Here is a 16,522-nt window from a genome sequence, read left to right on the forward strand (position 1 = left end):
AAGGACGTGACCCGCATGCGCAAGACCGCCAGATACGCCTCCCTGGCCGCCGCCGGCCTCCTCGCCCTCTCCTCGCTCACCGCCTGCGCCAACGACGCGGCAAGCTCCACGGCCGACGCCGGCAGCGGAGGCGGCGGCAAGGGCGAGACCGTCAAGATCATGGTCGGCGGCCTGGACAAGGTCATCTACCTGCCCGCGATGCTCACCCAGCGCCTCGGCTACTTCCAGGCCGAGGGACTCAACGTCCAGCTCCTCAGCGAGCCCGCCGGCGTCCAGGCCGAGACCGCGCTCGTCTCCGGCCAGGTGCAGGGCGCGGTCGGGTTCTACGACCACACCCTCGACCTCCAGGTGAAGGGCAAGTCGGTGGAGTCGGTCGTGCAGTTCTCGCACGCGCCGGGCGAGGTAGAGGTCGTCTCGGACAAGGCGGCCGGCGACCTCACCTCGCCCAAGGACTTCAAGGGCCGCAAGCTGGGCGTGACGGGGCTCGGCTCCTCGACCGACTTCCTCACGAAGTACCTGGCGGTCAAGAACGGTGTGAAGATCAGTGAGTTCACGCCGGTCGCGGTGGGGGCCGGGCCGACGTTCATCGCGGCGCTCCAGAAGGGCGCCATCGATGGCGGCATGACCACCGACCCGACCGTGGCGACGATCCTGGACAAGAAGGCCGGGAAGATCCTCCTCGACATGCGCACCCCCGAGGGTTCCCAGGAGGCGCTGGGCGGGCCGTACCCGTCGTCAAGTCTGTACATGCAGACGGACTGGGTGAACGGGCACAAGGACACCGTCCAGAAGTTGGTCAACGCATTCGTCAAGACGCTCAAGTGGATGTCCACGCACAGCGCCGACGAGATCGCCGCGAAGATGCCCGCCGACTACTCCCAGGGCAACAAGTCCCTGTACGCGCAGGCCATCAAGAGCACTCTTCCGATGTTCACCGACGACGGCGTGATGCCCGAGGGCGGTCCCGAGACCGTTGAGAAGGTCCTCAAGGCGTTCAACCCGAACATCCAGAACGCGAAGGTCGACTTGAGCAAGACATACACGACGGAGTTCGTCAAGGCGGTCAAGTGACCGCTGCATGAATCCCGCTCAGGCGCGGGTCGCCCACACGTAACGGTGTTCCGGGCGGCCCGCGTCGCCGTACTTGAGCGTCAGCCGGGCCCGCCCGGTGCGCTCCAGGAGCTTCAGGTACCGCTGGGCGGTCTGCCGGCTCACCCCGGTCCGCTCGGCGATCTCCTGGGCGGACAGGGGGCGCTCGGCGTTCAGCAGCGCCTGGCGCACCAGCTCGGCCGTCGTCGGGGAGTGCCCCTTGGGCAGCCCGGGCTCCGACGGCGCGGACAGGGCGCCGAAGATGCGGTCCACCTCCGCCTGCTCGGCCTCGCCGCCGCCGTCCAGGGTGCGCCGCAGCTCGGCGTACGCCTCCAGCTTGGCGCGCAGACCGGCGAAGGCGAACGGCTTCACCAGGTACTGCAGCGCCCCCTGCCGCATGGCCGCCTGGACGGTCGACACGTCCCGCGCCGCCGTCACCATGATCACGTCGGTCTGGTGGCCGCGCCGGCGCATCTCCTGGACGACCGCGAGACCCGTGTCGTCGGGCAGGTAGTGGTCCAGCAGGACGAGATCGACCTGCGGCAGGGCCTCCACCTGGCGCAGCGCCTCGGCCGCGTTGTGGGCCTCGCCGGCCACATGGAAACCGGGCACCTTCTCCACGTAGGCGGCGTTGACCCGGGCCACCCGGGCGTCGTCGTCCACGACCAGCACCTCGATCATCACGCCTCCTCCTCGGCGGTGGCCGGGACGTTCGCCGCCGCGGCGGGCTCGGCGGACCCGGTGAGCGCGGGCTCCAGTTCCGGCTCGGTCAGCGCCTCGGGCAGCACCACGGTGAACTCCGCGCCCCCGCCGGTCGCCGCGCCCACGGTCGCGCTCCCGCCCTGCCGCTCGGCCAGCCGGCGCACCAGCGAGAGCCCGATGCCCCGCTTGCCGTGCGCGGGGGGCTTCTTGGTCGACCACCCCTCCGTGAAGATCAATTCTCGCTGGTCCTCGGGGATTCCGGGGCCCGTGTCGCGCACCCTGAGGACGACCGTACGGCCCTTGGTGCGCAACTCGACCTCCACGCGCGCGTGCGGCGTGCCCGCGACCGCGTCGAGGGCGTTGTCCACGAGGTTGCCCACGACCGTGACCAGCCCCCGGGGATCGATCAGCCGGTCCGGGAGCCGGGTGTGCTCCGACACCCACAGGGCGACCCCGCGCTCGGCCGCCACGGTCGCCTTGCCGACCAGCAGCGCGGCCAGCAGCGGGTCCTGGATCTTCTCCGTGACCTGCTCGGCGGTGGCCCGGTGGTCCCCGACCACCTCGCCGACGAACTCCACCGCATCGTCGTACATCTCCAGCTCCAGCAGCCCCAGCAGGGTGTGCATGCGGTTGGCGTGCTCGTGGTCCTGGGCGCGCAGGGCGTCGATCAGCCCGCGCGTGGAGTCGAGTTCGCGCCCCAGCTGCTCCAGTTCGGTGCGGTCGCGCAGGGTTGCCACGGCGCCGCCGTCGCCGGTGGGCATGCGGTTGGCGACCAGGACGCGCTGGCCGCGCACGGTGAGCAGGTCGGTGCCGGTCACCCGGCCGGTCAGCACGTCCGTCGTACGGCCCGCGCCGAGCGCCTCGTCCGGGGTCCGCCCGACGGCCTCGTCGCCGATGCCCAGCAGCCGCCGCGCCTCGTCGTTGAGCAGGCGGATACGGCCGCCCCGGTCCAGCGCGACCACGCCCTCCCGGATGCCGTGCAGCATCGCCTCGCGCTCCGCGAGCAGCGCCGAGATGTCCGAGAAAGCCAGGTCCCGGGTCTGCCGCTGGACCCGGCGCGAGATCAGCCAGGCCGCCAGCGCACCCACCGCGAGCGCCCCGCCCGCGTAGGCGAAGAGCCCCGGGATCGCGCTGATCAGCCGCGCTCGCACACTGTCGTAGGCGATGCCGACCGAGACCGCGCCGACGATGCGGTGGCGGGCGTCGTACAGGGGCACCTTTCCGCGTGCGGAGCGGCCCAGGGTGCCGTTGTCGATTTCCATGACCTCGTGGCCGGTCAGAGCCTCCTTGGGATCGGTCGAGACATGCTGGCCGATCTCCGAGGGCGTGGTGTGCGACCAGCGAAAACCACGCCGGTCGAGCACGACGATGTACTCCGCGTGCGTGGCCTTCCGGATCCGCTCGGCCTCCTTCTGCACCGGGCCGTTCCTGGTCGGCGGGGTGGTCAGGACGCCCTCGGCGATCTGCGGGTCCTGGGCCGTGGTCTCGGCGATGGCCAGCGCGCGGCGCATCGCCTCCTGGTCCAGCTGTTTGCTGAGCGGCGCCAGGAAGAGCCCGGTCGCGAGCACCGCGACTCCCGCGGCGATCGCCACCTGCATCAGCAGCACCTGCGAGAACATCCGCCGTGGCAGACCGAGGCGCAGACGGCGTGCGGGGGGAGTGGGGCTCATACCCACGACGGTACGTGGGGCGGCCGGAAGCGCCCCAGCGGGTGTGGGGTGGATCTCTTGATCCACCATTGACCGATCGATCAACTGCCCCGGCTAGCTCGCCAGCGCCGTCGGCCTCAGCTCGCGCACCTCGACCACGTCCATCCGCGCGGGCGCCCCGAGGACCGCCGCGCCACAGCTCTCCGGGCGGGGCGGCAACGACGCCCCCTGTGCCACGATGACCCGCCACCGGCGGCCGTCGGCGTGGGCGACGGTGACCTCCCAGCGCGGAGCCGTGCCGTCGGTCCGTACGACGCTGAGCACACCCGCCCGGTACTCGTCCGCGGCCGACCGGACGGCCAGCTCGGCCGCCTGGCCGGGCCGTTCCCACGCGGAGCACCCCCGGCACCCCTCGACGACCACCCGCCCCTCCTGGACGCCGTGCAGGGCCTCCTTGACGGTGTGGGCCTCGGCGCGGCCGTAGGCGTAGCCGTACGGCAGGACGAGCACCGTGGGCGCGAACCGATGTCCACCCAGATGGGTGACCTCCCAGACGCCGCGCACTCCCGAGGCGACCAGCTCCGTGGCGAGGGGGCGGCCCAGGAGGGCGCAGCAGCGGTCGCGCTTGCCGTTGGTGCACACGAGCGCCAGCGGGTCACCCCCGTGCGGTCGCCCGCCGAGCGCCGCGCCGAAGGAACGGTGGTCTCCCGCGCCGAGGCCGGCGAAGTCGAGGGCGAGCAGCCGCTCCGGATCGCGGGTGGTGGCACTGTGCAGCCACACGCGCCCCGGAACGGTGTGCGCGGCGTACACCTGCCGGACCGGGGGCGTGCCGGGGTCGGCGTGGCGTCCGGGGCGCCGGATCAGCGCGACGCGCACGCCGGTGCCGTCCGCGGCGGCCTCCAGTGCCCGGCCCAGCGCGCGGTCCAGGTGGCTGGCAGTGAGTGCCTTGGCACCCCACGGCCCGGGCTGTTCCAGCAGCAGCCACGTCGTCGCCGTGGCAGCCGTGCCGGAAACGGGCTCGTCGAGGCTCCGGGAGACGGTCGCACACCTACTCACAGAGGTGAGCCTAACCTGACTTTCGGCGGGGGACTTCCGGCCGGGGCCGTGTCCTACTCCGGGAGGGGCTGCGGCGGGCGCGGACCGACGTAGTGGCCGCTGGGGCGCATGCGCAGCGGGCGCTCGCCGTACTCCTCCAGGGCATGGGCGATCCAGCCCGCCGTCCGCGCCACGGCGAAGATCGTCTCACCGGCCGTGGCCGGCATGCCGCTGGACGCGGTGAACACCGCCAGGGCCAGGTCCACGTTGGCGTGCAGCGACGTGTGCCGGGCGGTCGTGGCGACGATGTCGCGGGCCGCGAGCAGCGCGGACTCCGTGCCCGGGACCTCTTCCAGGAGGCCGAACAGCACCCGCGCGCGGGGATCCTCGCCCGTGTACAGCCGGTGGCCGAGGCCGGGGACGCGACGGCCCGCGCGCAGCTCCTCGGCGATCACCGGGACCGCCGTGCCCTGGTCGAGCACGTCCAGGAGCATCCGGTGGGCCAGACCGCTGGCGGCGCCGTGCAGCGGGCCCTCCAGGACGCCGAGCCCGGCCGAGACGGCCGCGTACGCGTGTGCCCGGGCCGAGGCGGCGACCCGGACCGCGAGCGTGGACGCGGCCAGGTCGTGGTCGGCGAGCAGGGCCAGTGCGGTGTCCAGGGCGCGCAGGGATGCCTCGTCGGCCGGGTGGCCGGTCAGCCGTCCCCACAGGCGGTGGGCCAGCGGGCCGTCGTCCTTGTGGTCGGCCCGGACCGGCGGCAGTGCGGCGACGAGGGTGGGGATGAGGATGCGCGCCGTGTTCAGTACGGCCTCCTCGGACAGGTCGAAGCGCAGCGGGTCCTCGGCCGCCGCGGCGATCGCCGCCACCCGCAGCCGGTCGACGGGGGAGGCGTGTTCGGACAGGGCGTCCACCGCGCGGCGGGCGACCTCGACGAGGGCCTCGGGCGCGGAGAACGTCACCCCCGGGGTCAGCCGGCCCGTCCACAGCCACTCCGCGACCTCCTCGTAGGAGTGGCGGCCGGCCAGCTCGACGGCGTCCACTCCCCGGAAGAAGTACCGGTCCTGCTCGATCAGCGTGATCCGGGTACGGACGGACAGGTCACCACCGGAGCCCGCGCTCCCGGCCGCCTCGCGCCGGTTGCGACGGGCGAGTGCCTCCACCTCCTTGGCCTCGAAGGTGCTGGACCGGCCGCCGGGTTCGCGTCTGCTGCTGAGCAGGCCGCGGCTCACGTACGCGTAGACCGTCTCCGGCTTCACACCGAGCAGTTCGGCGGTCTCCTTGGTGGTCAGCCGGTGCCCGGGACGGTGGGGAGCGGTGTCGTGATCGCGCATGGAGGTCACCGTAGTCGCCCCTGCACATCTTGATGGCTATTCATTGATTGGATCAATATTGACAGGAATTGAGTCAAGCATGGACAGTCGGATCAAGTCCAGGGAGGAACACCATGACCGTCAACAGGACCGCCACCCCGCTCATCCACGCCCCGCGCGGCCTCGCGGGTGTCGTCGTCACCGAGACCCAGGTCGGTGATGTCCGAGGCCGGGAGGGCTTCTACCATTACCGCCAGTACTCGGCCGTGGACCTCGCGCGCACCCGGACCTTCGAGGACGTCTGGCACCTCCTGGCCCACGGCACGCTCCCGGACGCGCGACGCGGCGCCGTCTTCGCCGCCGAGACCGCCGCCCTGCGACACCTGCCCGAGGACGTCCGCGCGGCCCTGCCCGCGATCGCCGCCGCCGGCCGGCTGTCCGGACCGCTGGCCGGGCTGCGCACGGCACTGTCCCTGCTGGGCGCCTCGCAGGGCTTCCGGCCGGTGTACGACATCGACGCGGACCGGCGGCGCGCCGACACCGTGGCCGCCTGCGCGGCCGTACCCACGCTGCTCACCGCGCTGTACCGGCTCGGCCGGGGGCTCGACCCGGTCGAGCCGCGCGAGGACCTCTCGTACGCGGCCAACTACCTGTACATGTTGACGGGGTCCGAACCGGATCCCCGCCGGGCCCGTGCCGTCGAGCAATACCTGATCTCAACCATTGATCATGGATTCAACGCGTCAACCTTCACCGCACGCGTCATCGCCTCCACAGGCGCCGACGTGGCGGCCTGCCTGACCGGCGCCGTCGGCGCCCTGTCCGGGCCCCTCCACGGAGGCGCGCCCAGCCGGGCCCTGGACACCCTGGACGCGATCGGCACGCCCGACCGGATCGACGCCTGGATCCGCGAGCGGGTCCTCGCCGGCGACCGGATCATGGGCTTCGGCCACGCCGTGTACCGCACCGAGGACCCCCGCTCGCGGATGCTGCGGGAGATCGCCCTCGGTTTCGGCGGCCCACGGGTGCACTTCGCGGTGGAGGTCGAGCGGCGGGTGGAGGCGATCCTCGCCGAGCTGAAGCCCGGCCGCGAACTCCACACGAACGTCGAGTTCTACGCCGGTGTCGTCATGGAACTGTGCGGTCTGCCCCGGGAGATGTTCACCGCCACCTTCGCGGCGGCACGGGTGGTGGGCTGGAGCGCCAACATCCTGGAACAGGCGGCCGACCCGAAGATCATCCGCCCGGTGGCGCGGTACGTGGGCCCTCAGCCGCAGGTGGCGGTGCCGGCACAGCCCTGACGGACCGGGCGACGGAGCACGCCCCCCGCCCGCCGCAAGCCGTCCACGAGCCCGGGGCACCCTCCTCAGGCGCCCCGCTCATATCCTGGTCAGCCCAGTCGGTCCAGGGAAGAGAGGACGCCCGTTGGGCAGCAGCCGCACCCCGCAGCAGATCCCCGTCGTCGTACTCGCCGGATTTCTCGGCTCCGGGAAGACCACGCTCCTCAACCATCTGCTGCACCGCAGCGGAGGCAGCCGGATCGGGGCTGTCGTCAACGACTTCGGGTCCATCGAGATCGACGCCATGGCCGTCGCGGGCGCCCTCGGCGACTCGACCGTCTCGCTCGGCAACGGCTGCCTGTGCTGCGCCGTCGACGCGAGCGAACTCGACCTCTACCTGGACCGGCTCGCCGCGCCCGCCGCCGGCATCGACGTGATCGTCATCGAGGCCAGCGGGCTCGCCGAGCCACAGGAACTCGTGCGCATGGTGCTCGCCAGCGAGCATCCGCGCATCGTCTACGGCGGTCTCGTCGAGGTCGTAGACGCCGCCGAGTCCGACGACACCCGCGCGAAGCACCCCGAGATCGACCGGCACCTCGCCCTCGCCGACCTGGTCGTCGTCAACAAACTCGACCGCGCCGACGACGCCGACCGGGTCCTGGGGCTCGTCCGCTCGCTCACCGACCGCGCCGCCGTCGTCCCCGCCACCTACGGCCGTATCGACCCCGAGTTCCTCTTCGACTGCCGGCCGAGCGAGGAGCGCATCGGGCAGCTGTCCTTCGACGACCTGCACGACCACGGCGCGCACGACCACGCCGGGCACCTGCACACCGGCTACGACAGCCTGCCCTTCACCTCCGACGTGCCCCTGGAGCCCCGTCGGCTCATGCAGTTCCTGGACAGCCGGCCCGAGGGGCTGTACCGGATCAAGGGGTACGTCGACTTCGGGCCGTACGACACCCTCAACCGGTACGCCGTACACGCCGTCGGCCGGTTCCTGCGCTTCTACCCGGAGCCCTGGGCGCCCGGCGAAGCCCGCCTCACCCAGCTCGTGCTGATCGGCTCCGGCATCGACACCGGGACCCTCGCCAAGGAGCTGGAGGCGTGCAAGAACGACGCCCCACACGCCGACGAACACGGCATGTGGGGCGTCCTGCGCTACGTACCGGGCCCGGACGCGGCGGAAGCCGACCTGGAGGATCCGCCCGCCTAGAGGACCGGCCCCGCCACCACGGACACCGTCTTCTGCAGCGACGTCCCGGAGCCGTCCCGGCGCGGGTCCGGCTCCGGCAGCGCCGCCGGCATGCCGTTCTTCTGCGCCGCGAGCGCGGGAGTCGGGCCCGCCCAGGCCAGCGCCAGGCAGTCCTCCCCCTTCAGGAACCGCTGGCAGCGCACGCCGCCCGTGGCCCGCCCCTTGCGCGGGTACTGGTCGAACGGGGTCAGCTTGGCCGTCGTCTGGACCGAGTCGTCCAGCGTGCCGCGGGAGCCCGCCACGGTGAACACCACCGCGTCGGCGGCCGGGTCGACCGCCGTGAAGGAGATCACCCGCGCGCCCTCGGTGACCTTGATGCCCGCCATGCCGCCCGCCGGGCGGCCCTGCGGGCGGACGATGGAGGCCTGGAAGCGCAGCAGCTGCGCGTCGTCCGTGATGAACACCAGGTCCTCCTCGCCGGTGCGCAGCTCCACCGCGCCGACGATCCGGTCGCCCTCCTTGAGCGTGATGACCTCCAACTCGTCCTTGTTGGACGGATAGTCGGGCACCACGCGCTTGACGATGCCCTGCTCGGTGCCGAGCGCCAGACCCGGGGACGACTCGTCCAGCGTGGTCAGGCAGACCACCGTCTCGTCGTCCTCCAGGGAGACGAACTCCGCCAGCGGGGCTCCTCCGGAGAGGTTCGGCGCTGCCGCCGACTCGGGCAGCTGCGGCAGGTCGACCACGTTGATCCGCAGCAGCCGGCCCGCCGAGGTCACCGCGCCGATCACCCCGCGCGCGGTCGCCGGCACCGCCGAGACGATCACGTCGTGCTTGACCCGCTTGGCGCCCGCCGCCTCGGGGAACGGCTCGTCGGTCGCCGTACGGGCCAGCAGCCCCGTCGAGGACAGCAGCACCCGGCACGGGTCGTCGGCCACCTGCAGCGGCACGGCGACCGCCGGGGCGCCCCCGGACTCCAGCAGGACCGTGCGCCGGTCGGTGCCGAACTTCTTCGCCACGGCGGCCAGTTCGGCGGAGACCAGCTTGCGCAGCTCCGCGTCCGACTCCAGGATCCGGGTCAGCTCCGCGATCTCCGCGGTGAGCTTGTCCTTCTCCGCCTCCAGCTCGATCCGGTCGTACTTGGTGAGCCGGCGCAGCGGCGTGTCGAGGATGTACTGCGTCTGCACCTCGCTCAGCGAGTACCGCTCCATCAGGCGCTCCTTGGCCTGCGCGGAGTTCTCGCTGGACCGGATGATCCGGATGACCTCGTCGATGTCGACGAGCGCGGTCAGCAGGCCCTCGACCAGGTGCAGCCGGTCGCGCTTCTTGCCGCGGCGGAACTCGCTGCGGCGCCGGACCACCTCGAAGCGGTGGTCCAGATAGACCTCCAGCAGCTCCTTCAGGCCCAGGGTGAGCGGCTGGCCGTCGACCAGGGCGACGTTGTTGATGCCGAAGGACTCCTCCATCGGGGTCAGCTTGTACAGCTGCTCCAGGATCGCCTCCGGCACGAAGCCGTTCTTGATCTCGATGACCAGGCGCAGACCGTGCTCGCGGTCGGTGAGGTCCTTGACGTCGGCGATGCCCTGGACCTTCTTCGCGTTGACCAGGTCCTTGATCTTCGCGATGACCTTCTCGGGGCCGACCGTGAACGGCAGTTCGGTGACCACCAGGCCCTTGCGGCGGGCGGTGACGGTCTCGATCGACACGGTCGCGCGCATCTTGAAGGTGCCGCGACCGGTCGCGTACGCGTCCCGGATGCCGTCCAGGCCGACGATCCGGCCGCCGGTGGGCAGGTCCGGGCCCGGGACGTGCTTCATCAGCGCGTCCAGGTCGGCGTTCGGGTACCGGATCAGGTGGCGGGCGGCGGTGACGACCTCGCGCAGGTTGTGCGGCGGCATGTTCGTCGCCATGCCGACCGCGATGCCCGAGGAGCCGTTGACCAGCAGGTTCGGGAAGGCGGCGGGCAGGGCCACCGGCTCCTGCTCCTGGCCGTCGTAGTTCGGCGCGAAGTCGACCGTGTCCTCGTCGATCGACTCGGTCATCAGGCTCGTCGCCTCGGCCATCCGGCACTCGGTGTACCGCATGGCGGCCGGCGGGTCGTCGTTGCCCAGGGAGCCGAAGTTGCCGTGGCCGTCGACCAGCGGCACACGCATGGAGAAGGGCTGCGCCATGCGCACCAGGGCGTCGTAGATCGACGCGTCGCCGTGCGGGTGCAGCTTGCCCATGACCTCACCGACGACACGCGCGCACTTCACGTACGAGCGTTCGGGGCGCAGGCCCATCTCGTTCATCTGGTAGACGATCCGGCGGTGCACCGGCTTGAGGCCGTCACGGGCGTCCGGCAGGGCGCGCGAGTAGATGACCGAGTACGCGTACTCAAGGTAGGAGCCACGCATCTCGTCCACGACGTCGATGTCGAGGATCCTCTCCTCGAACGAATCGTCGGGCGGCGGGGTCTTCGTGCTGCGGCGGGCCATCGCTGCCTGGCTCCTTGCTGAAGCGTTTGACGGATCTGACGCGGACCATTGTGGACCGAGGCACTGACAAGCGGTGCCGCGACCCGGTCCCGGCGGCCCGGCCGGCGCCGGGGAACGGCCCGCCCCGGCGGCGCGGGGCCGTCGGGCGCGGCCCGATCCGGCGGCGCGAGGCCGCTGGGGAACGGCCGCCCCGGAGCCGCGAGGCCGTCCGGGAGCGGGTCCGACGCAGGCTACGCGATCCGCTCTCGGCGTACGCCCCGCGGGAACTTCGCCGAGGCCCCGCACGCTTTGCATACAGTGGCAGGAACGGCAGGAAAACCGCGGTTTCTTTCGACCGCCTCCGCTCGCGAAGGGACGTACATGCCCATGGGTCACACGACCACGGCCGAGGCAGGCTCCGGGGGCCTGGCAGCGACCGAGCACCGGCTGGCCAACGGTCTGCGCGTGGTGCTCTCCGAGGACCACCTGACCCCGGTGGCGGCGGTCTGCCTCTGGTACGACGTCGGTTCCCGCCACGAAGTCAAGGGGCGTACCGGCCTGGCTCACCTTTTCGAGCACTTGATGTTCCAGGGCTCCGCCCAGGTCAAGGGCAACGGTCACTTCGAGCTGGTGCAGGGCGCCGGCGGCTCGCTGAACGGCACCACCAGCTTCGAGCGCACCAACTACTTCGAGACCATGCCCACCCACCAGCTGGAGCTGGCCCTCTGGCTGGAGGCCGACCGCATGGGCTCCCTGCTGGCCGCCCTGGACGACGAGTCCATGGAGAACCAGCGGGACGTCGTCAAGAACGAGCGCCGCCAGCGCTACGACAACGTGCCGTACGGCACCGCCTTCGAGAAGCTGACCGCCCTCTCCTACCCGGAGGGCCACCCCTACCACCACACGCCGATCGGCTCGATGGCGGACCTGGACGCGGCCACCCTGGAGGACGCCCGCCAGTTCTTCCGCACCTACTACGCGCCGAACAACGCGGTGCTCTCCGTGGTCGGCGACATCGACCCCCAGCAGACCCTCGCCTGGATCGAGAAGTACTTCGGGTCGATCGCGTCCCACGACGGCAAGCCCGAGCCCCGCGAGGGCTCCCTGCCGGACGTCATCGGCGAGCAGCTGCGCGAGGTCGTCGTCGAGGAGGTCCCGGCGCGCGCCCTGATGGCCGCCTACCGGCTCCCGCAGGACGGCACGCGCGCGTGCGACGCGGCCGATCTGGCCCTGACCGTCCTCGGCGGCGGCGAGTCCTCCCGCCTGTACAACCGGCTGGTGCGCCGGGACCGCACGGCCGTCGCGGCCGGCTTCGGCCTGCTGCGCCTGGCCGGCGCGCCCTCCATGGGCTGGCTGGACGTGAAGGCCTCCGGTGACGTCGAGGTGCCCGTCATCGAGGCCGCCATCGACGAGGAGCTGGCCCGGTTCGCCGCCGAGGGCCCCACCCCCGAGGAGATGGAGCGCGCCCAGGCCCAGCTGGAGCGCGAGTGGCTGGACCGGCTCGGCACGGTCGCCGGCCGCGCCGACGAACTGTGCCGGTTCGCCGTCCTGTTCGGCGACCCGCAGCTCGCCCTGACCGCCGTCCAGCGCGTCCTGGCGGTGACCCCGGAGGAGGTCCAGGAGGTCGCCAAGGCCCACCTGCGCCCCGACAACCGCGCGGTCCTCGTCTACGAGCCGAAGTCCCCGGAAAAGGCCCCGGACGCCGACGTCCCCGAGGACCCGGAGCAGGAAGCGACCGTAGAGGCGGGCCGCGACGAGACCGAGAACGAGGAGACGGCCAAGTGACCCAGCTCGCCACCATGGACTTCCACCCCCAGCCGCAGCCCGGCGAGGCCAGGCCCTGGGCGTTCCCGGCCCCCGAGCGGACCGCGCTCGACAACGGCCTGACCGTGCTGCGCTGCCACCGCCCCGGCCAGCAGGTCGTCGCCGTGGAGGTGCTGCTGGACGCGCCTCTGGACGCCGAGCCGAACGGCCTGGACGGCGTCGCCACGATCATGGCGCGGGCCTTCTCCGAGGGCACCGACAAGCACTCCGCCGAGGAGTTCGCCGCCGAGCTGGAGCGCGCCGGCGCCACCCTCGACGCGCACGCCGACCACCCCGGCGTCCGGATCAGCCTGGAGGTCCCGGCCTCCCGTCTCGCCAAGGGCCTCGGCCTGCTCGCCGACGCCCTGCGCGCGCCCGCGTTCGCCGAGAGCGAGGTCGAGCGGCTGGTCCGCAACCGCCTGGACGAGATCCCGCACGAGCTGGCCAACCCCGCCCGCCGGGCCGCAAAGGAACTCTCCAAGGAGCTGTTCCCGGCGACCTCGCGCATGTCCCGCCCGCGCCAGGGCACCGAGGAGACGGTCGAGAAGATCGACGCGGCGGCCGTGCGCGCCTTCTGCGACCGCCACGTCCGGCCCGCCACGGCCACCGTGGTGGTCGTCGGCGATCTGACCGGCATCGACCTGGACGCGCTGCTCGGCGACACCCTGGGCGCCTGGACGGGCACCCCGGGCGAGCCCCGGCCGGTGCCGCCGGTGACCGCCGACGACACGGGGCGCGTGATCATCGTGGACCGGCCCGGCGCCGTCCAGACGCAGCTGCTCATCGGCCGGATCGGACCCGACCGGCACGACCGGGTGTGGCCCGCCCAGGTGCTCGGCACGTACTGCCTCGGCGGCACCCTCACCTCCCGGCTGGACCGCGTCCTGCGCGAGGAGAAGGGCTACACCTACGGCGTGCGGTCCTTCGGGCAGGTTCTGCGGTCCGCGCCGGACGGCACGGGCGCGGCCATGCTCGCCATCAGCGGATCCGTGGACACCCCGAACACCGGCCCGGCGCTGGACGACCTGTGGAAGGTGCTGCGGACCGTCGCGACGGAGGGCCTGACCGACGCCGAGCGGGACGTCGCCGTGCAGAACCTCGTCGGCGTGGCGCCGCTGAAGTACGAGACCGCCGCGGCCGTCGCGAGCACGCTGGCCGACCAGGTCGAGCAGCACCTGCCCGACGACTTCCAGGCGACGCTCTACCAGCAGCTGGCCGGCACGGGCACGGTGGAGGCCACCGCGGCCGTCGTGAACGCCTTCCCGGTGGACCGCCTGGTGACCGTCCTCGTCGGCGACGCCGCCCAGATCAAGGCGCCGGTCGAGGCGCTCGGCATCGGTGAAGTGACCGTGGTGACGGCCGAGTAGTGCCACGCGCGCAGGGGCCCTGACGACCTACGGGTCGTCAGGGCCCCTGCTGTTCCACTCGTTCCCCCAGATGCCCGTTTTGGGGCGGAGGTTGCCTGTCTGCCCTGTGGGATGCGCTACAAAAGCCCGGATCCGTTTGAGGATTGAAAGCGGGCCACCGTAGCGTCGTCCGGGCTGTTCGTCAGGCAGTGCGCCGCGCCCGCGGCACCGGACAGCCATCGCCGAGTCCCCGTACGGCGCGAGCCAGGGGAGCCGGGGACCCACCGTCCCTGGGGTGAATCGGGCGCCCGCGCGGCTGCGAGGGGGCTCGTAGGAGACCTTCCTGCTCCGAACCCGTCAGCTAACCCGGTAGGCGAGAGGGAAGGAAAGGACCAGCCACTTCATGGCGTTCATGTGCGCCACCGGGAAGCACCGCAAGCCCGGCCGGGTCAAGCGGACCACCGCTCAGGCGGCCGGTATCGCGGCCCTCACCACCACCGGTGTGATCAGCACCCTCGCCGCCTCCCCGGCGCTGGCCGCCGAGACCCCCGCGGAGCAGACCGGCCTCACCCCGGTCCTCGCCGCTACCGACGACGTCGCCGAGCAGATCGACGCGCAGGCCGCCGCCCAGCAGCAGGCCGCCGACGAGAAGGCGGCCGAGGCGGCCGCGGCGAAGGAAGCCGCCCAGCGGGCCCAGGAGGTGCGCGAGGCCAAGGCCCGCGCCGCCCGGGAGGCCGAGCGCAAGCTGTTGAACGCCTTCGTCGCGCCCATCGCGCACTCCTACGTCTCCACGGGCTACCAGGCCAGCAGCTCGCTGTGGTCCTCCGGCTCGCACACCGGCGTCGACTTCCACGCGGCCAGCGGCACGGCCGTCCACGCGGTGGGCTCCGGCACGGTCGTCTCCACGGGCTGGGGCGGCGCCTACGGCAACCAGATCGTGATCCGGATGGCCGACGGCATGTACACCCAGTACGGGCACCTGTCCTCCATCGGCGTCACGGTGGGCCAGAAGGTCGTCCCGGGCCAGCAGATCGGCCTGTCCGGCGCCACCGGCAACGTCACCGGCCCGCACCTCCACTTCGAGGCGCGTACGACCCCCGAGTACGGCTCGGACGTCGACCCCGTCGCCTACCTCCGCCAGCACGGCGTGAACATCTGACGCCTCCCGCACGGCAGTCCGAAGCCCCGGCTCATCGAGCCGGGGCTTTCGTCGTTTTTCGCAGTGTCCGCCGGACCCGTTGTCCAAAAAATATCCATGGATTACGGCCTGCCGTCGGAAATTCCGGCTCATTGGAATAGAGTCTCGGAACACGCGTCCGTCGACGACGTTTCACGGGGATTAAAGCGGAGGTCGGTCATGCGTATTCCGGCGCACTCGGTGTGCACCGCGGTCCGGGACGACATCGTCGCCGGTGTCTACGAGCGTGGCAGCCGTCTCACCGAGGAAGTCCTGGCCCGCCGCTACGGCGTCTCGCGCGTCCCCGTGCGCGAGGCCCTGCGCACCCTGGAGGCCGAGGGCTTCGTGGTGACGCGCCGGCACGCGGGCGCGTGCGTGGCCGAGCCGACCGAGCAGGAGGCCGCCGACCTGCTGGAGATGCGGATGCTGCTGGAGCCGCTGGGTGCCGCCCGGGCCGCCCAGCGGCGCACCGAGGCCCATCTGAAGGTGCTGCGCGGCCTGGTCCGGCTGGGCCAGGAGCGGGCCAGGAGGGGCAACAGCGAGGATCTGCGCTCGCTGGGCGGCTGGTTCCACGAGACGCTCGCGCAGGCCTCCGGCAGCCCCTCGCTGACCTCGATGCTCACCCAGCTGCGGCACAAGATCGCCTGGATGTACGTGCTGGAGGCGCCGCTGAGCCCGGGGGACTCCTGGGCGGAGCACGGCGCGATCGTGGACGCGGTGGCGCGCGGGGACGGGGAGCGCGCGCGGACGCTCACGGCGCTGCACGCGGAGCGCGCGACAGGCGCGCACCGGCTGCGCTTTTCCGGTGCCGCGGAGCGTGTGAGGACTTCGCAACACGCCGTAAACATCTCGGGCCCGCGGTATTAACACGGACACCGTATACAAAGAAGAGTTATTCGGTGGAGGGGTGTTTTCTGCTGCCCTTTTCCTGCCTGAATTCCGGGACGCGAGCCGTTCGGTGCCCGCGGGGAATTCAGGCTGCCGGGAAAACGCGGAAGCCGCGCCGTCCGGTACGGACGACGCGGCTTCCCGGTCCTGCTCAGACGGTCTCGGGCAGCTCCTCCAGGCCCTCGGAGACCAGCTTGGCCAGACGGTCGAGGGCGACGTCCGCGCCCTCGGCGTCGGAGGCGAGGACGATCTCCTCGCCACCCTGGGCGCCCAGGCCCAGGACGGCCAGCATCGAGGCCGCGTTGACGGGGTTGCCCCCGGCCTTGGCGATCGTCACCGGGACGCCTGCGGCCGTGGCGGCTCGGACGAAGATGGAGGCGGGGCGGGCGTGGAGGCCCTCGGCCCAGCCGACGTTGACGCGGCGCTCAGCCATGTGTTGCTGCCCTTCGGTGTTCAGGGTTGTCTAGACCAGTTTCCCATATCGCGAAGCGTGCCCGGAGGGGACGTTCGTCCCGCTCCGCCGTGGCACCGGACCGCGGCCTCGGTCCGGCTCTCCGTCCTCCACAGACTGCCCCGCGCCGTTGTCGTACGCGAG

General features: G+C 72.1%; 13 protein-coding genes and 1 riboswitch. Of the genes, 7 read left to right on the plus strand and 6 right to left on the minus strand.

Features of this window, described 5'->3' with window-relative positions:
* The first annotated feature begins 15 nt into the window (after positions 1–15).
* On the plus strand, positions 16–1,071 hold the full coding sequence (locus ABZ937_RS04260; RefSeq protein WP_361685498.1) for an ABC transporter substrate-binding protein: 1,056 nt from the start codon (positions 16–18) through the stop codon (positions 1,069–1,071).
* 18 nt (positions 1,072–1,089) lie between these two features.
* Here the strand turns inward: ABZ937_RS04260 and ABZ937_RS04265 are convergent, their stop codons facing one another.
* From ABZ937_RS04265 to ABZ937_RS04280, 4 genes are all read right to left on the minus strand, one after another.
* On the minus strand, positions 1,090–1,770 hold the full coding sequence (locus ABZ937_RS04265) for a response regulator (protein WP_361685500.1): 681 nt from the start codon (positions 1,768–1,770) through the stop codon (positions 1,090–1,092).
* On the minus strand, positions 1,770–3,461 hold the full coding sequence (locus ABZ937_RS04270) for a sensor histidine kinase (protein ID WP_361685502.1): 1,692 nt from the start codon (positions 3,459–3,461) through the stop codon (positions 1,770–1,772). The genes ABZ937_RS04265 and ABZ937_RS04270 overlap by 1 nt, the downstream gene beginning before the upstream one ends.
* A 93-nt stretch (positions 3,462–3,554) precedes the next feature.
* On the minus strand, positions 3,555–4,496 hold the full coding sequence (locus tag ABZ937_RS04275) for a sucrase ferredoxin (protein WP_361685504.1): 942 nt from the start codon (positions 4,494–4,496) through the stop codon (positions 3,555–3,557).
* A 53-nt stretch (positions 4,497–4,549) separates the two neighbouring features.
* Positions 4,550–5,806, minus strand: coding sequence for a citrate synthase (locus tag ABZ937_RS04280; protein ID WP_361685506.1), 1,257 nt, complete (start codon positions 5,804–5,806; stop codon positions 4,550–4,552).
* A 113-nt stretch (positions 5,807–5,919) separates the two neighbouring features.
* Between ABZ937_RS04280 and ABZ937_RS04285 the strand changes: the two genes are divergently transcribed.
* Positions 5,920–7,086 (plus strand): citrate synthase/methylcitrate synthase, encoded by a 1,167-nt coding sequence (locus ABZ937_RS04285; protein ID WP_361685508.1) that lies wholly within the window; start codon positions 5,920–5,922, stop codon positions 7,084–7,086.
* A 124-nt stretch (positions 7,087–7,210) separates the two neighbouring features.
* A complete protein-coding gene (locus tag ABZ937_RS04290; protein ID WP_361685510.1) occupies positions 7,211–8,278 on the plus strand; it encodes a GTP-binding protein in 1,068 nt (355 codons plus the stop codon).
* On the opposite strand, the gene ABZ937_RS04295 is transcribed toward ABZ937_RS04290, so the two are convergent.
* Positions 8,275–10,734 carry a DNA topoisomerase IV subunit A gene (locus tag ABZ937_RS04295; RefSeq protein ID WP_361685512.1) on the minus strand — a complete coding sequence of 820 codons (2,460 nt, stop codon included), beginning with the start codon at positions 10,732–10,734 and terminating at the stop codon, positions 8,275–8,277. The genes ABZ937_RS04290 and ABZ937_RS04295 overlap by 4 nt on opposite strands.
* Before the next feature lie 360 nt (positions 10,735–11,094).
* Here ABZ937_RS04295 and ABZ937_RS04300 point away from each other — a divergent pair, with 360 nt between their 5' ends.
* From ABZ937_RS04300 to ABZ937_RS04315, 4 genes are all read left to right on the plus strand, one after another.
* Positions 11,095–12,498 (plus strand): pitrilysin family protein, encoded by a 1,404-nt coding sequence (locus ABZ937_RS04300; protein WP_361685514.1) that lies wholly within the window; start codon positions 11,095–11,097, stop codon positions 12,496–12,498.
* Complete coding sequence (locus ABZ937_RS04305) at positions 12,495–13,883, plus strand: pitrilysin family protein (protein ID WP_361685516.1); 1,389 nt, start codon at positions 12,495–12,497, stop codon at positions 13,881–13,883. The genes ABZ937_RS04300 and ABZ937_RS04305 overlap by 4 nt, the downstream gene beginning before the upstream one ends.
* A 209-nt stretch (positions 13,884–14,092) precedes the next feature.
* Positions 14,093–14,253, plus strand: a riboswitch (cyclic di-AMP (ydaO/yuaA leader).
* Positions 14,254–14,265: 12 nt separating this feature from the next.
* Positions 14,266–15,021: a M23 family metallopeptidase gene (locus ABZ937_RS04310; RefSeq protein WP_361685518.1), complete on the plus strand. Its 756-nt coding sequence runs from the start codon at positions 14,266–14,268 to the stop codon at positions 15,019–15,021.
* Between the two features lie 198 nt (positions 15,022–15,219).
* Positions 15,220–15,906 (plus strand): GntR family transcriptional regulator, encoded by a 687-nt coding sequence (locus ABZ937_RS04315; protein ID WP_361685520.1) that lies wholly within the window; start codon positions 15,220–15,222, stop codon positions 15,904–15,906.
* A gap of 172 nt (positions 15,907–16,078) precedes the next feature.
* Here ABZ937_RS04315 and ABZ937_RS04320 read toward each other — a convergent pair whose 3' ends face one another.
* Positions 16,079–16,360: an HPr family phosphocarrier protein gene (locus ABZ937_RS04320; RefSeq protein ID WP_145866789.1), complete on the minus strand. Its 282-nt coding sequence runs from the start codon at positions 16,358–16,360 to the stop codon at positions 16,079–16,081.
* Positions 16,361–16,522 lie beyond the last annotated feature (162 nt).

Origin of the sequence: Streptomyces sp. NPDC046727 (assembly GCF_040645635.1) — a bacterium.
Classification (GTDB): domain Bacteria; phylum Actinomycetota; class Actinomycetes; order Streptomycetales; family Streptomycetaceae; genus Streptomyces.

Coding starts and splice junctions, on each gene's coding strand:
- ABZ937_RS04260 (WP_361685498.1), top strand. CDS start 16: ATGCGCAAGACCGCCAGATACGCCTCCCTGGCCGCCGCCGGCCTCCTC.
- ABZ937_RS04265 (WP_361685500.1), bottom strand. CDS start 1,770: ATGATCGAGGTGCTGGTCGTGGACGACGACGCCCGGGTGGCCCGGGTC.
- ABZ937_RS04270 (WP_361685502.1), bottom strand. CDS start 3,461: ATGAGCCCCACTCCCCCCGCACGCCGTCTGCGCCTCGGTCTGCCACGG.
- ABZ937_RS04280 (WP_361685506.1), bottom strand. CDS start 5,806: ATGCGCGATCACGACACCGCTCCCCACCGTCCCGGGCACCGGCTGACC.
- ABZ937_RS04285 (WP_361685508.1), top strand. CDS start 5,920: ATGACCGTCAACAGGACCGCCACCCCGCTCATCCACGCCCCGCGCGGC.
- ABZ937_RS04295 (WP_361685512.1), bottom strand. CDS start 10,734: ATGGCCCGCCGCAGCACGAAGACCCCGCCGCCCGACGATTCGTTCGAG.
- ABZ937_RS04300 (WP_361685514.1), top strand. CDS start 11,095: ATGCCCATGGGTCACACGACCACGGCCGAGGCAGGCTCCGGGGGCCTG.
- ABZ937_RS04310 (WP_361685518.1), top strand. CDS start 14,266: ATGGCGTTCATGTGCGCCACCGGGAAGCACCGCAAGCCCGGCCGGGTC.
- ABZ937_RS04315 (WP_361685520.1), top strand. CDS start 15,220: ATGCGTATTCCGGCGCACTCGGTGTGCACCGCGGTCCGGGACGACATC.
- ABZ937_RS04320 (WP_145866789.1), bottom strand. CDS start 16,360: ATGGCTGAGCGCCGCGTCAACGTCGGCTGGGCCGAGGGCCTCCACGCC.